The sequence below is a fragment of the Nocardia cerradoensis NBRC 101014 genome (assembly GCF_000308535.1).
GTDB classification, from domain to species: domain Bacteria; phylum Actinomycetota; class Actinomycetes; order Mycobacteriales; family Mycobacteriaceae; genus Nocardia; species Nocardia cerradoensis.
Genome location: NZ_BAFW01000013.1, coordinates 1 through 14776, shown reverse-complemented (window position 1 = coordinate 14776; position 14776 = coordinate 1). Strand labels below are relative to the sequence as shown.

Genomic DNA, 14776 nt, shown 5'->3' with positions numbered 1-14776 from the left:
AATATCTTGTCGGTCACGCTGTCTCGTATCGGCGCCGTCGGCGTCCTCACCCTCGATCGCCCGCCGGTCAACGCCTTCGACGAGGCGCAGGCGGGTGAATTCGCCACGGCGGTCACCGAACTCGGTGCGGACCCGGAAGTGCGTGCGGTCGTGGTACGCAGTGCGGCGAAGGTGTTCTGCGCGGGCGCCGATATCGCCATGATGGATTCCTGGCGGGAACTGCCCGACCGAGGCGTGCGGCTGGAGAAATTCTGTTTGCTGCTGCAGGATGCGTTCGCGGCGCTGGCGGCGCTGGGAAAACCCACGATCGCCGAAATCGGCGGTGCGGCCACCGGCGGCGGATTCGAACTGGCCCTCGCCTGCGACTTCCGGGTCGCGCGCGCTACCGCCAAGATCGGGTTGCCCGAGGTGGGTATCGGTTTGCTGCCGGGAGCCGGTGGCACCCAGCGGCTTACCCGGTTGGTCGGCCCGGCCGTCGCCTATCGGCTGATTCTCGGCGCGGAGCTGATCGACGGGACGACCGCCGAACGCCTCGGCCTGGTGCATCGGGCCGTCGAGGATCCTGCCGCCACCGCGCTGACACTCGCCGGACGGCTGGCCGATCTTCCCGCGCACGCCTACACCGCTGCCAAACGGTGTATCGACGCGACAGGCACCGGAGCGGGGTATGCCCTGGAGCGCACCGAAATCCGGGCACTCATCCACACCGAGGAGACTGGCCGCCGCTTGGACGAATTCGTTTCCCGCTAGGGCGAATTATTCGTGCAAACCTCGCCTGGAAATCCGGAAATCGCCGAGAAACGGCGCGGTTTGCACGATCAGTTCGGCGCTGATCCGGCGGACTGCCGGTGTTGTCCGAATCCGGCTCCGCTCGGCCGCGCAGTGCCTAGAGTGCGCTCATGAGCAGAGTGGGCGCCCTGGTTCGAGTCGCGCTGGCCTATGTGATCGCCGTCGTCGTGGGACTCGCCTGGCTGCTGTGGGGCCCGGATACCGGGCAGCTGTGGTTGAACGGCCTGATCGCCGATCTGATCGCCACGGTCGTGGTGTTCGTATTCAGCCGGATCTACCAGAATTCCAGTTTCTACGACCCGTACTGGAGCGTGATCCCGCCGCTGCTCGCCTTCTACTGGTGGTTCCGCAGCGACGAGCCGTCGAATTCGGCGCGCTGGTGGCTGCTGATGGCCGTCATGCTGGTGTGGGCGGTGCGGCTCACCGCCAACTGGGTGTCCACCTTTCCCGGTATGCACCACGAGGATTGGCGCTATCCGATGGTGCGCGAACGCGCGGGCAGATTCGCCTTCGCCGCGGATCTGTTCGGAATTCACGTCTTTCCGACGTTGCAGGTGTTCGCCGGGATGATTCCGGTGTACGTGGTCGCGACGCGCGCCGGCGAACCGTTCGGCGTGCTCGACGTGGTCGCCTTCGTGATCGGTGCGGGCGCGGTGACGCTGGAAGCCGTCGCCGATCTGCAGATGCATCGCTTCGCCGCCACCAAATCTCCCGGCCAGGTCATGGACCGCGGTGTCTGGGCGTGGTCGCGGCATCCGAACTATTTCGGCGAGTGCGGCGTCTGGCTCTCGTTCGGCCTGTTCGGTCTGGCCGCAGCCCCGGGCAGCTGGTGGGTTCTCGCGGGTGTGGTGACGATGGTCGCGATGTTCGTGGGCGTCAGCATTCCGATGATGGAACAGCGCAGCCTCCAGCGACGACCCGCGTATCGCGATGTGGTGCAGCGGGTTTCGGCCTTCGTGCCGCTGCCACCGCGGCCCCGCGCGCTGTGAGCCGCCCGTCGGTTACGGCACCTGCACGGAGACGAGGCCGGGCGTGTACACGCCGCCGGTGAGAACGACGGCGACGACGGGTCCGCTCCCGGTCACGACCGTGACGGCCGGCGGAATCCCGTTGAGGCCGTCGGAAAGATGCGCTTCGCCGGATGCGCCGGTGGCGAGGTTCAACCATCGCACCGGCGCCGAATAGCAGCCCCACCCACGGTCGTTCGCGCCGGTGATGGTGATTTCCCCCGCTCGTGCACCGGTGACGGCCACACAGCGGGCGGGTAGCGAATCGACGCTGCCGTTCGGATTACCGTACGGCGCGGGGTTGATCTGAAACGGAACCGTCTCCGCGGCCGCCGCGCCGGCACCCGAGCCGAGCAGCACGGCAATCGCGCCGCCCAGAACTACCTTGCGAACCACAGTCATCACCGAGCCCTCCTGCGAGCCGACATACGCGCTGTGGTTCCCCATCTTAGGGTCGCCCGCCCTGACGAGCCCGCGTTCCTGCGTGCATGCCGTCTTCGCGCGGGCAATACTGCTCGGGTGAGCGGCTCCGGAAACGACAGCTCCAGCGGCGACGAGATCCCGGCGTGGAAACGGCGCACCGCGGGCGAATCGCGGTGGGCGGCGACGGCGGCGATGGTGGGGATCATCGTGCTGCAACTGCTGCTGCCACATCATTTCCAGCTGCGGCCGATCTGGCTGCTGCCCCTGCTCGAGGTGCTGCTGCTCATCGTGCTGGTGGTGAGCAGCCCGGTGCGGCTGGATCGGGAGGAGATCTGGCTGCGGTGGTGTGGCCTGGCGATGTCGGCGCTGCTGGGAATCGCCACCGCATGGTCGGTGTTCCGGCTCGTCGCCGGGCTCATCGACGGCACCCTCAGCAACGATCCGCCGGTGCTGCTCGGTTCCGGCGCGGCCATCTGGCTGACCAACGTCACCGTATTCGCGCTCTGGTATTGGGAATTCGATCGCGGCGGGCCGGCTGCCCGGGCGCACGCCCGTGAGCCGCTCCCGGATTTCCTGTTCGTCCAGATGCAGAACCGCGACCTGGCGCCCGCCGACTGGGAACCGGAATTCCTCGACTACCTCTACCTGTCGTTCACCAACGCCACCGCCTTCAGCCCCACCGATGTGATGCCGATGACGCGCTGGGCCAAGACGCTGATGATGGCCGAATCGGCGCTGTCGCTGATCACCGCGGCGCTGGTCATCGCGCGGGCGGTCAACGTGTTGAAGTGATCGGGCAGGGCTTCCGCGACGAGGTGCCTCGGCCCCTACCCGCGCCTCAACTCGGCGAGCGCGAGCTGTGCCGCATTGGCGCCGCACATTCCGTGCGCTCCCGGCCCGGGTGGCGTTGCCGCCGAACAGATGTACATGCCTCGGACGCCGAGACTGTAGGGAGACAACGTGGTGCGCGGTCCGAACATCAGCTGTCGAATGTCCTTGGCGCCGGTCATGATGTCGCCGCCGGCGTAGTTCGGGTTGTAGACGGCCATCTCGGTCGTCGAGCGAACCGCCTGTCCCACAATGCGTTCCCGGAACCCGGGCGCGAATCGCTCGATCTGGGCGATGATCGCCTCGGTCGCGTCGCCGGTGAAGCCGTTGGGGACGTGCGCATAACTCCACACCGGGTGCACATCGCCTGCCGAGCGCTGCGGATCGGCCAGATACTGCTGGCCGATCAGGACGAACGGACGCTCGGGCATCCGACCGGCGTGAATCTCACGTTCGGTCGCGGCCAGCTCACCGTAGGTCCCGGCGAGATGGACGGTTCCGGCACGGCGAGCCTGCGGATTGGTCCACGGCACTCCGTCCGCCACCGCGAAATCCACCTTGAAGGCGCCGGGGCCGCGACGGAAGCGGCTGAACGCCCGACGGACTCGGCCGGGCAGCCGATCCCCGAGAATGCGGCCGACCGCATCGGGCGCCAGATCGAAGAGCGTGATGTCGCCGGGGCCAGCTGCGCGGCCGACTCGATCGGCACCCCGGTCTCGATCTTTCCGCCCAGCTCCGTCAGCAGCGCCGCCATCGCATCGCTGATCGCCTGTGATCCGCCGGACGCGACCGCCCAGCCGTGCCGATGCCCGGCCGTGAGGATCCCGAGTCCGATGGCCGAGGTGAGCGGCTGATGCAACGGCCGGAAGGCATGCGCCGCAACACCTCCGAACAACGCGCGCGCCTGCTCGGTCCGGAACAGCCGGGCAACGGTGGATCCGGGCAACAGCGTCGGCATCCCGAACCGGGCCAGCGTCAGGGGATGGTGCGGCACGCGCAGCAGCGGGCGCATGATGTCCTCGCTCAGCGCGTCGTATCGCCGCACCGGGCGTTCGAATGCCAGGCGCCAGCGCGAGCCGTCGCGACCGAGCCCTGCCGCGGTCTGCTCGACCGAGCGGTACAGCACACCGGCGCTGCCGTCATCGAGCGGATGCACACAGTCGATCTCGGCCAGCCGCCAGCGGAGCCCGTAGCGGTCCAGGCCCAGGCTGGTCAGGAACGGGGATCCGACGGCCATCGGGTGGATGGCCGAGCAGTGGTCGTGCAGCAGGCCGGGAACGATCGCCTCGCTGCTGCGCGTGCCGCCACCGATCCGCTCGGCCGCTTCGAGCACGGTGACCTCGACACCTTCGGAGGCGAGGGCGACGGCGGCGGCGAGCCCGTTGGGCCCGCCGCCGACCACCAGTGCGGTTGTCACGCCACCACTCCGAAATCGTCCTGCGTGGGTTCGATCCGCGCTGCGGCGGCACGAGTCCAGGTGGGCCGCAGGGGAATCGGCCCGTTCGGCAGCCAGGGCTGCTCGGCGACCGCGTCCGCGACCCGCCAGGTGCCGCGTTCGATCACGCCCAGCGCGGCGTCGATCAGCTTGTAGTGCTGCACGCCGCTGCCGAACGCCTCCGATTCCACCCAGGCGACCACACATTCGCCGGGTTCGAAGCGAGCCTCGTCCTGCACCGCGCGGATCATCCCCTCGTCGTGGAAGTGGCCGTCACCGAAATTGAACCCCACGATCGAGTTGCACAGGAACTCCCCCTCCCGGACCGTACGCGAATCGATATCGGGCAGCCGCGCGATCAGCAACGAGAACAGGCCGCGGCCCTGGCTGTGCAGGGTGCGCCAGGCGATCGTCTTCTGCAGGGTGATCTCCGCCCACTGCGGTTCGTAACCGAAATCGATGAACTGATCGATCTGATTGCCGGCCGAGCGGGTCACCCGGTTCAACTTCTCCTCGGCGCCCGGGGTGAACGTCCACACCGCCGAGGCCCAGTTGCCCGCGTACTGGCGCATCGACGGCAGGAACGACACCTTGTCGGGCCGCAGATTGCCGAGCACCGGGAAGAACAGCAGCGCGGCGACCACCGGGACCGCCAGCCACACCGGCGACATGTCCCACACGGCGTATCCGTTCCACGCCGGGAATCCGAGGAACAGGAAAACGGTGGCATAGGCGAACAGCACGTTCCATTCCAGCGGCACGGCCAGCGGGAAGGTGGACACGATGAAGAGGTGGAAGATCACCATGATCAGCACCGCGATCGACGTCACCCACTTGTTCGTGGAGAACAGCAGCACCAGCGGGACCAGCATCTCCACGCAGGTGCCGTTGACGTGGGCCATGAAATGCGCGATGCCGGAGGGACGCATATCGCGCGGGAAGTCCTTGTAGTGCGCGCGTTTCACCGACTTGAACGGCACCGACGGGCTGTTGGACACCATCGGCGGCACCACGTTGGAGAAATGCTTGCCGAGTTTGGAGAATCCGGCGCACACCCAGACCACCACGATCAGCAGTTTCAACGCGACGATCATGTCGACGAACGGGAACACGGTGAACGCGATCAGCGCCGGCAGATACTGCTCGCCGCGGGCGCCGAGGAAGACGACCTTGTCGCGCAGGCCGTTGAGAATCAGCAGCACGATCGGCGCCAGCAGCACGGCGGGAGCGATGAGCCCGGACACGTTGTCCGGCACAGCCGCCGCGAGCGAATCACTGTGCGCGCCGGGCAGAGCCAGCGCGAGCACCAGACTCGCCAGGAGGGCCAGATACAGGGTGACGTCGAACCAGGTGCGGCGATCTCCGCCGGTACCGGGCACCCACGCCCACGGGCGTTGCCGGATGGTGCCGGGCCGGGCCCAGAACAGGATGCCACCGGTCATCGGTTTCACCTTGCCGGCCAACGGCCCCCACGAACCGGCGAGACCGACGACCTCCAGCAGCACCGTCCAGACGACCGCCTTCTGATAGACGATCGGCTGATTCCACCATTCGGCGACATGCCAGAACGCCGGGAGGCCGGAAGTCAGTGTGGCCACCGTGATTCCACCGATCGCGTAGAACACGACCAGTTTGAGGATGTAGACGCAATGCACCATCTTCGGTGAGCCGAAGCCGTTTTCGGCCCAATCGGCACCGAGGATGCGCATTCGCTCCATCAGCGGTTTCTGCAGGAACGTGTCCGGATCGACTGCCGGTAGATCCGGCTTCGTGAATCCCATCGGAATATCTCCTTCTCGTGGGGCGGATCAGGCGGTGGTCACGCGGCGCAGCGACGGTTTGTCGAGTTTGCCGACGGCGTTCTTGGGCAGGTCGTCGAGGAAGGTGATCGCCACCGGCAGTTTGTATTTCGACAAGTTCCGCCGGGTATGGGCGAGCACCTGTTCGGCGGTGAGGGTGGCGCCGGAGTTCAGGGCGAGGAACAGCACGGGCTCCTCGCCGTAGAGCTCGCTGGCCCGGCCGACCACCGCGGCCTCGGCGACCTCGGGCAGCTGGTAGACGACGCTCTCGATCTCCTTGGGATAGATGTTCTCGCCGCCGCGGATGATCATGTCCTTGGCGCGGTCCACCAGGACGAGGTAGCCGTCCTCGTCGATGCGGCCGATATCGCCGGTGTGCAGCCAGCCGTCGATGAGCGTCCGGGCGGTGTCCTCCGGCCGATTCAGATAGCCGCGCATGACATTCGGGCCCTGGATCAGCACCTCGCCCGCGGCACCGTCGGCGACCGGATTGCCGTCGGGGTCGGCGATGCGGATCGTCTGGCCGGGCAGCGGGAGACCGACCGTGCCCGGCTTGCGGCGGCCGCGCAGCGGATTGACGACGCTCGCGCAGGTGCCCTCGGAGAGGCCGTAGCCCTCGACGATCGGTATGCCGTAACGGTTTTCGAACTTCCGCAGCAGTTCGGCACTGGCAGGTGCGGCACCGCAGACCGCGAATCGCACCGATGAGGTATCGGGGGCCACGTCCGGCGGCAGATCGGCCAGCATCGTGTAGATGGTCGGCACCGCGGAGAAGTAGGTGGCACGGCTGCGTTCGAGCCGGTCGAAGAACGCGGTCGGGCTGAACCGTCCCGCGATCGTGGTACGCCCGCCGGCGAGCAGCGGCGAAAGGGTGCTCACCACGATGCCGTTGACATGGAACAGCGGCAAAACCAGCAGGCTGTGGTCGCCGGCCGTGAGTTCGAAGGCGCCGATCGCCATGGCGCACATCGCGTTCAGGTTCGCGTGATCGAGCATGACGCCCTTGGGCCGCCCGGTGGTCCCACTGGTGTAGACGAGCAGGGCCAGCGCGTCGTCGCGAGTTTCGGGGGCGATATCGGCGGACGGTCGCGCGGTGAGCTCGGCAGGGGTGAGGACCGTGACCCCGATATCGGTCGGCCGATCGGTGACCAGCACCTCGGCCCCGGCATCGGTGACCTGATAGCCGGCCTCGGCCGGAACCAGCGACGGATTGATCGGCGTCACCGCGGCGCCCAGCCGCCATGCGGCGAACAGGGACACCACCAGCGCCACGGTGTTGGGCAACATCACCGCGACGACATCGCCGGAGGAAACTCCGTGCGCGGCAAGGGCGGTGGCCGCGCGTCGTACGGCATCGGCGAACTCGGCGTTGGTCAGCTCGACCTGATCGTCGGCCACACAGGGCCCGCCGGGGTCATGCCGGCTGCGCAGGTCGGGTAACTCGGAAAGGTGCATGGACGGTCCTGAATCTTCGGTCTCGAACGGACACGTCAACGGTAGAAATTAGTGAGCTGGACCACACCGTCGCGTGTGGACGAATTACTCCGGAAGTGTCGTCTTCGCGAGACAAAGAATGTGCGGCCGGCGGTGACCGGCTGGTGCGGTGTCCCGGCGCGTCCCCCTGAACTTTCCGTGCAAACCTCCGCGACAATGCGAGAAAACGCGCAGGATCGGCGAGCTTTGCACGATCAGTTCACCCACATCGGCCGGAACCGGCGGCCGTGCACTGACCACCTGGCGCACCGCGGGCGGCCGCGCTCATGATCGGCGCACGGTCGCGGGCTCAGCGCACGAGTACCGATTTGCCGTACCACCGGCACACCAGCAGCGCGATCTCCACATCGAGCCGGTCATCGGCGATCGGTCGCCCGCGCCGCGACACCGCGCGACTCACCCGGTACTTCACCGAGTTGTAGTGCAGATCCAGTTCCTGCGCCGCCGCCTTGTAGCTGGATCCGGTGCGCAGGAACACACGCAGGGTGTCGCGCAGCCGGGCATCGCTCGCGGTGTCGGTCGCCAGCGGTCCGAGGACGTCGGCGACCCAGTCCCGGACGGCCGCCGGGTTCTCGCCGAGCAGCGCGGCCGCGGTCAAGCCCGGATCGGTTGCCGCCACGACCTTGTCCGCCGCCCCGCTCCGGGCCGCCACCGTGCGGGCCTGCTGGGCCTGGCGATGCGAGCGGCGGAACCCCTCGACGCCGACCCCCGCGGCGCCGATCGCGATATGAGGTGCGTCCGGCCGGGTGGCGGCGAAGCGGCGGATCCGCGCGGCCGGATCATCGGGATCCGAGGTGTACGGCAGCCAGACCCATCCGCTGGTGCGGTCGGCCGCGGCGAACAGCGGGGCGGCAGCCACATCGACGGCCCCGGCCAGTTCCCGGACGAACCGTTGCAACCGCGCCAGGTCGTCGCTGTCGGAATCGGCGTCCGGGTACCAGAGCACCATGGCCACGTGATGCCGGCGCAGCGGATACCGGATCGCGGCGGTGGCGTCGTCGACGTCGACGGCCGTGTCCTGGGCCAGCACCTCCCGGACCCGCATGGCGCGCAGGCTGTTTCGGTTCTCCAGCCACCGTTCGCGCTCCTCCTCGTAGACCGCGACAACCTGCTGCGAGATCCAGTCGATATAGGCGAACAGCACGTCGGTGATCTCCTCGATCACCGCGATCCGCGTCGTCGGCTCCATATCGATGGCGTGCAGTTCCGCGAACACCAGCTCGGTCAACCGCCGCTGCCCCAGCCGATACGCCCGCACCAGCGCATTCACCGGCACCCCATGCTGCGCGAGCCGCCGCGCGTATTCGAGCGCGGCGGTCGGCGCGGTGATCCGCTCCACCGCGATGCCGTGCCGCAGCGCATGCAGAATCGTGTCGACATTCCCCTCGACACTGGCCCCCAGCAACTCGACCGTCCGCGCATCCCCCCGCAACTCCGGAATGCGCTGCTCGAGCGCATCCTTGATCAGCGAACTGACCCCGGTCACCTGCTCGTTCAACCGCGCGGCGATCCGAGCGACATATTCGCCCGAGCCGACATCACCATCCCGCGCCTTCGCCACACCACGGACGGTATGCCCCCAGCCCCACCCCGACCGCCGTTCCGCGCAGATTTCGTCTCCCCGAGACGAACGAACGGTCCATATCTGTCACGGCAGGCCGAAAGACACCGCACCTCGCGCACACGAGCCACGACCAGCCGGCCGCCGGCGCCTCTGGGACCGGCGCGAGCTATGCGGTCATCCGAATTCTGTCGGTAGCGCTCGGGTCCGGCGGCGTGGGCGCGGTACCCGCCGACGCCCTGTCGACGTGGCTCTCTCAACGCACGGTGATCCCGGACACGAAAAATCCCCCCGACCGCAGGTCGAGGGGATTGAAGTGGCCAAGGCCGGGATCGAACCGGCGACCTTCCGCTTTTCAGGCGGACGCTCGTACCAACTGAGCTACCTGGCCGGGGCACCCGAACCGAATGCCGTACAACAAAGCGACCCTGACGGGACTCGAACCCGCGACCTCCGCCGTGACAGGGCGGCGCGCTAACCAACTGCGCCACAGGGCCTTGCATGCTCTCAACGGTGTTGCCACCGTACCCCCTACGGGATTCGAACCCGCGCTACCGCCTTGAAAGGGCGGCGTCCTAGGCCGCTAGACGAAGGGGGCCCGCCGGATCTCTCCGGTCCGTACCTCAACGGCTTCCGTTGGGAGCTCGCATAGCTTATGACAGGCTTTGCGCTATTCCCAAATCGGCTGGTCAGAGGCCCAGATTCAGATCTTCCAGGCGTGCCGAGGCCTTCCAGCCGTGCCGGCGGAACTCCTCGAGCCAATCCTGAGTCGCCATCGCCTCGATGATCACCTCCAGCGCCTCGGTGAACCGGGTGCGCAGATCGACCCCGCCGCCGAGCAGATCGATGATGTAGCGCTGTCCGGCCAGCGCGGCGGCCAGGGTGCGGGTGAAGCGGTCCGGGTCGGTGTCCAGGCGCAGCTGTTTGCGGTCGACGGCGCGCACCGCGAGCAGCCGCGCCGACCGGCTGACGATGCGGCTGCCGCCGGCCCGCGCGTCCTGATAGAACTCCGGTTCGATCACGAGCCGGAACTCCGCCTGGGCGATGATGTCGTTCTCCAGGCGCAGCGCGACCTCGTCGATCATCCCGTGCATGATGTCCAGCGGCTCGAGATCCGTTCTGGCCAGCCACCTTTCGGTGGTCGCCCGATATCGTTCGACGGCAGCGTCCAGCACCGCCCGGGCCAGATCCTCCTTGGAATCGAAATGGAAGTACATCGCGCCCTTGGTCGCGCGCGATCCCTCCAATATGCGATTCAGCGATGCCGCGGCATAGCCGCTCTTCCCGAATTCAACGGCGGCGGACCTGATGATCGCCGCCCGTGTCCGGCGGGCCCGCTCTTGCTGCCGTGCCATGCTCGAAACGCCTCCGAAGCTGCTTGCCGCCGGAGGAACCGATAGGAGACGGTCCTCGACGAGAAGTTATTAGATTTTCAAATACTTAATTCCGGGCTAACGCCCGGCTTTCAGACTTTCGGTACGAAAATTCGCAGGAATACCTGAAACACACCAGCTGGTATAGTTTCGACGTCCGGGTGCGCCGCAGGGGGTGCGCACCCGGGCGTTTTGTTCGTCTCGGATCCGCCTCCTGCGACGTCGCCTCCTCCGACCTCGTGACCGGCCCGGCCGATCGCGAGATGTGCCGGCACCACAACCTTCGGCCGAATCCCAACGGCCGGAAGATCTCCCGGATTCGCCGGAATTCACCAAGCGATCACCGTACCCCGAATCCCGGGACGACGCGCCACGTACCGAGGAGTCACTTCACCGGGAACCGGAACCGGTTGTGGCAAATGCCCGGTTAGCGTCCGGGCATGCGAATTCCGGCGCGCCCCAGCAATGTTCACCACCACCGGCCGGCGCCGTGGATACCCGGGACTCATCCCGGCCGCTGCGGTCGGCCACCGGGCGGATCCACCGACACGATCACCTCCCGTACCAAATATGTTGTCACGCACTACGTTTGGACAATGTTTCCACACTTCCGCGCTGAAACAAATTGCTGAGCAAGGCGATTGCCCGGCAATCGGCCGGGTATACGGGAACGCCGCGACGCTCCGGAACCGGCGGGGCCGGGATGCGCAACCCCCGGACCGTCGCGGCGGGCGCCGCCCGGCGTTCAGGGGGTGCCCCGGATATCGCCGGCGGCCATCCCGCTCCCGGGCGCCGCCACCCGGCCGTCGAACCCGGCGCGACCAGCGCAGATACCCACCGCGACACCGTCACACGGATACCGGTTACCACTTCCGCGCGCGAAACATTAGACTTGCGGACCGCGCCCCTATAGCTCAGTTGGTAGAGCTACGGACTTTTAATCCGCAGGTCCCAGGTTCGAGCCCTGGTGGGGGCACACCGATGGGCCGGAGCGAAAGCTCCGGCCCATCGCCGTCTCCCTGCGCGGATGCCCGGTACCTGCGCAATCCGATACTCGGCTAACGTTCGCAACTCCCAGCCGATACACCGTTGGCGCACAGGTCTCCCCCCTACACTCGCAACCGGTTGGGGCATGTGCCGAACACCCTTATGAGTTCCGTCACCGATGCTGTGAACTCATACAGGTGCGCTTCGCATCACACCTACGGTGCCGTAAGGTATGGGCGGCGGCGGCACGGCCAGCAGGGGGGCGACCAGCAATATCGCACGACAACACCGAAGGGCGTATGTATGGCAAGGGATCTGACTCAACTCGAGCTGCTGACGGAGTTGGAGCCGGTTGCCGAAGAAAACGTCAACCGGCACCTTTCGATGGCCAAGGAATGGCACCCGCACGACTACGTGCCGTGGGACGAGGGGCGCAACTTCGCCGCGCTGGGCGGCGTCGACTGGGATCCGGAGCAGTCGAAGCTCAGTGAAGTGGCGAAGGCCGCGATGATCACCAACCTCCTCACCGAGGACAACCTGCCCTCCTACCACCGCGAGATCGCCGAGAACTTCTCCCAGGACGGCGCCTGGGGAACCTGGGTCGGCCGCTGGACCGCCGAGGAGAACCGCCACGGCATCGTGATGCGCGACTACCTCGTGGTCACCCGCGGCGTGGACCCGGTGGCGCTGGAACAAGCCCGCATGGTCCACATGACCAACGGTTTCGCCTCTCCCGCCGAGGCCGACGCCGGCTTCCTGCACTCGGTCGCCTATGTGACCTTCCAGGAGCTGGCCACCCGCGTCAGCCACCGCAACACCGGCAAGGTGTGCGACGACGCGATCGCCGACCGTATGCTGCAGCGCGTCGCCGCCGACGAGAACCTGCACATGATCTTCTACCGCAACATGTGCGGTGCGGCGCTGGATCTGGCGCCCGACCAGGCCCTCGACGCGATCACCCTGATCCTCGAGAACTTCCAGATGCCCGGCGCCGGAATGCCGAACTTCCGTCGCAACGGTGTGCTGATGGCCAAGCACGGCATCTACGACCTGCGCCAGCACCTCGAAGACGTAGTGCAGCCGGTGCTGAAGAAGTGGCAGATCTTCGAGCGCGACGACTTCACCGCGCGCGGTGAGCAAACCCGCGAGCGGCTCGGCCTGTTCCTGGACAAGCTGGGCAAGGACGTCCTGAAGTTCGAGGAGCAGCGCGACCGCATGCTGGCCCGCGAGGCCGCCAAGCGCGAGCGCGACCTCACCGCGGCGAGCTGAGCTCGCCCGCACGACTTCGACCGGGACCGGTGCCGCACGGCACCGGTCCCGTCGCACGCACCGGGAGACCTGTGATCTCTCGCACTGTCATTCGGATGGGACACTGGAACTCGTGACCGCGGCACTCGACACCAGAACCGGATTGCGAATCGGCCCCTACCCCGTCGATCCGCCGGTGGTGCTCGCGCCGATGGCCGGGATCACCAATGTCGCGTTCCGGAAGCTGTGCCGCGAATTCGGCAGCCGCACCTCGATCTACGTCTGCGAGATGATCACCGCCCGCGCGGTGGTCGAGCGGCACGAGAAGACGCTGCACATGATGGCTTTCGACGAGGACGAGCATCCCCGCTCGATGCAGCTCTACGGCGTGGACCCCAGGACGCTCGGCGAGGCGGTGCGCATCATCGTCGGCGAGGGCTGGGCCGACCACATCGATATGAACCTCGGCTGCCCCGTGAAGAAGGTGACCCGGCTCGGTGGCGGTGCGGCGCTGCCCTACAAGCGACGGCTGTTCGCCGAGATCGTGCGGGAGATGGTCGCGGCGGCCGAACCCGCCGGTGTGCCGGTGACGTTCAAATTCCGCATCGGCATCGACGACGACCATCGGACCTATCTCGACACCGGGCGCATCGCCGAGGCCGAGGGCGCCGCCGCGGTGTCGCTGCACGCACGTACCGCCGCGCAGCTCTATTCCGGCACGGCCGACTGGTCGGCCATCGCGCGGCTCAAGGAGGCCGTCACCACGATTCCGGTACTCGGCAACGGCGATATCTTCAGCGCCGCAGACGCACTCGCGATGATCGCCGAAACCGGTTGTGACGGTGTGGTTGTCGGGCGCGGTTGCCTGGGCCGGCCGTGGCTGTTCGCCGAACTGAGCGCCGCGCTGCGCGGGGAACCGATTCCGGAGGGACCGCGCCTGGGCCGGGTCGGCGAAATCCTGTACCGGCACGCGACCCTGCTCGTCGACCACGACGGCGAGGACAAGGCCATGCGCGATATCCGCAAACATATGGCCTGGTATTTCATGGGCTTCCCGCTGGGTTCGCAGCTGCGCCGCAGCTTCGCGACCGTGGGCAGTCTCACACAGCTGCGCGAGCTGATCGAGCAGCTGCCGCCGGATGTGCCGTTCCCGGCGGATGCGCAGGGACCGCGCGGCCGCCAGGGTTCCCCGGCGGCGAAGGTGGTGCTGCCGGAGGGCTGGCTCGACGATCCCGAGGATCCCACCGTGCCCTCGGCCGCCGATGTGATGCACAGCGGAGGCTGACGCGCGCATACTCTCCGACCTGCGCCGACAGTGATGGCTGGTTTAGAAGTGGCCAACTGTGGCGTAATCGTTATCATGGCTGGGGCCGATTCGGCCAGATGTGACTGCGCGTGCCGCCACCGGAGTGATGGAATCGACAGCTCCGGTCGCGACGAAGAGTGAAGTGAGGTTCGTTGGTGGGTGACGACGATCGGCGCGGGCGTTCGTCCCGGCCCGGAGGTCGCGCCCCGTGGGAGCGATACCCCGCGCCGGATTCCGACGATGCCCCCCGGAACCGGCGTGCGGACGAACCGCAGACCTCGAAGCCGATCACCGTCCACGACCTCGTGCAGCGGGTCGACAGTGAACGTATCGAGCGCCGCCGCAAGGACGAGGCCGGTAAGCGCCGCACCGCGACCGAAAGCGGCGCCGGCCGCACCCCGCAACCCGAGAACACCGGCCGTCAGGCCGGAAACCGCGGGCGCACAACGGATAACACCGCCCGGCCCGACACCGGTGCGAACCGGACAGCCGGTCGCGGCAACCCGCGAGCCGCCCAGCCTCCGAA

Annotated in this window: 10 protein-coding genes, 4 tRNA genes and 2 pseudogenes; 7 read left to right on the top strand and 9 right to left on the bottom strand. The window is 67.4% G+C overall.

Annotated elements, in window-relative coordinates; translation table 11 throughout:
* Nucleotides 1-6 precede the first annotated feature (6 nt).
* Both ON23_RS03035 and ON23_RS03030 read left to right on the top strand, forming a co-directional pair.
* Complete coding sequence (locus ON23_RS03035; RefSeq protein ID WP_039776115.1) at nt 7-750, top strand: enoyl-CoA hydratase/isomerase family protein; 744 nt, start codon at nt 7-9, stop codon at nt 748-750.
* A gap of 149 nt (nt 751-899) precedes the next feature.
* On the top strand, nt 900-1778 hold the full coding sequence (locus ON23_RS03030) for a DUF1295 domain-containing protein (protein ID WP_083903658.1): 879 nt from the start codon (nt 900-902) through the stop codon (nt 1776-1778).
* A 12-nt stretch (nt 1779-1790) separates the two neighbouring features.
* Here ON23_RS03030 and ON23_RS03025 read toward each other — a convergent pair whose 3' ends face one another.
* Nucleotides 1791-2198, bottom strand: a complete 408-nt coding sequence (locus tag ON23_RS03025; protein ID WP_039776163.1) for a hypothetical protein — start codon at nt 2196-2198, stop codon at nt 1791-1793.
* A 117-nt stretch (nt 2199-2315) separates the two neighbouring features.
* Here ON23_RS03025 and ON23_RS03020 point away from each other — a divergent pair, with 117 nt between their 5' ends.
* Entirely contained in the window at nt 2316-3011 is a 696-nt protein-coding gene (locus ON23_RS03020) for a DUF1345 domain-containing protein (protein ID WP_039776112.1), read from the top strand.
* Nucleotides 3012-3046: 35 nt separating this feature from the next.
* Here the strand turns inward: ON23_RS03020 and ON23_RS03015 are convergent.
* The 8 genes and pseudogenes from ON23_RS03015 to ON23_RS02980 form a co-directional block, all read right to left on the bottom strand.
* Nucleotides 3047-4464 (bottom strand): annotated as a pseudogene (locus ON23_RS03015) (phytoene desaturase family protein).
* Entirely contained in the window at nt 4461-6263 is a 1803-nt protein-coding gene (locus ON23_RS03010) for a DUF3556 domain-containing protein (protein ID WP_039776111.1), read from the bottom strand. Before ON23_RS03010 ends, ON23_RS03015 begins: the two are co-directional and overlap by 4 nt.
* A gap of 27 nt (nt 6264-6290) precedes the next feature.
* Nucleotides 6291-7736 carry a class I adenylate-forming enzyme family protein gene (locus tag ON23_RS03005; protein ID WP_039776109.1) on the bottom strand — a complete coding sequence of 482 codons (1446 nt, stop codon included), beginning with the start codon at nt 7734-7736 and terminating at the stop codon, nt 6291-6293.
* A gap of 328 nt (nt 7737-8064) precedes the next feature.
* Nucleotides 8065-9336 carry a PucR family transcriptional regulator gene (locus ON23_RS03000; RefSeq protein WP_039776107.1) on the bottom strand — a complete coding sequence of 424 codons (1272 nt, stop codon included), beginning with the start codon at nt 9334-9336 and terminating at the stop codon, nt 8065-8067.
* 317 nt (nt 9337-9653) lie between these two features.
* Nucleotides 9654-9727: transfer RNA gene (locus ON23_RS02995), tRNA-Phe, on the bottom strand.
* A 32-nt stretch (nt 9728-9759) separates the two neighbouring features.
* A tRNA-Asp gene (locus ON23_RS02990) sits at nt 9760-9833 on the bottom strand.
* A gap of 28 nt (nt 9834-9861) precedes the next feature.
* Nucleotides 9862-9934: transfer RNA gene (locus tag ON23_RS02985), tRNA-Glu, on the bottom strand.
* 91 nt (nt 9935-10025) lie between these two features.
* Nucleotides 10026-10691, bottom strand: a complete 666-nt coding sequence (locus ON23_RS02980; RefSeq protein ID WP_030517458.1) for a TetR family transcriptional regulator — start codon at nt 10689-10691, stop codon at nt 10026-10028.
* Between the two features lie 921 nt (nt 10692-11612).
* On the opposite strand from ON23_RS02980, the gene ON23_RS02975 reads away from it, so the two are divergent.
* The 4 genes and pseudogenes from ON23_RS02975 to ON23_RS02960 form a co-directional block, all read left to right on the top strand.
* Nucleotides 11613-11685 (top strand) — tRNA-Lys (locus tag ON23_RS02975).
* A gap of 314 nt (nt 11686-11999) precedes the next feature.
* Nucleotides 12000-12965 (top strand): acyl-ACP desaturase, encoded by a 966-nt coding sequence (locus ON23_RS02970; protein ID WP_036497861.1) that lies wholly within the window; start codon nt 12000-12002, stop codon nt 12963-12965.
* 112 nt (nt 12966-13077) lie between these two features.
* On the top strand, nt 13078-14229 hold the full coding sequence (gene dusB / locus ON23_RS02965; protein WP_039776104.1) for a tRNA dihydrouridine synthase DusB: 1152 nt from the start codon (nt 13078-13080) through the stop codon (nt 14227-14229).
* Between the two features lie 176 nt (nt 14230-14405).
* Nucleotides 14406-14776: pseudogene (locus ON23_RS02960) on the top strand (LCP family protein); the annotation flags it as partial.

Excerpts from the sequence above, each read along its gene's own strand:
- ON23_RS03030 (WP_083903658.1), top strand. The coding sequence starts at position 900 with ATGAGCAGAGTGGGCGCCCTGGTTCGAGTCGCGCTGGCCTATGTGATC.
- ON23_RS03025 (WP_039776163.1), bottom strand. The coding sequence starts at position 2,198 with ATGACTGTGGTTCGCAAGGTAGTTCTGGGCGGCGCGATTGCCGTGCTG.
- ON23_RS03010 (WP_039776111.1), bottom strand. The coding sequence starts at position 6,263 with ATGGGATTCACGAAGCCGGATCTACCGGCAGTCGATCCGGACACGTTC.
- ON23_RS03005 (WP_039776109.1), bottom strand. The coding sequence starts at position 7,736 with ATGCACCTTTCCGAGTTACCCGACCTGCGCAGCCGGCATGACCCCGGC.
- ON23_RS02980 (WP_030517458.1), bottom strand. The coding sequence starts at position 10,691 with ATGGCACGGCAGCAAGAGCGGGCCCGCCGGACACGGGCGGCGATCATC.
- ON23_RS02970 (WP_036497861.1), top strand. The coding sequence starts at position 12,000 with ATGGCAAGGGATCTGACTCAACTCGAGCTGCTGACGGAGTTGGAGCCG.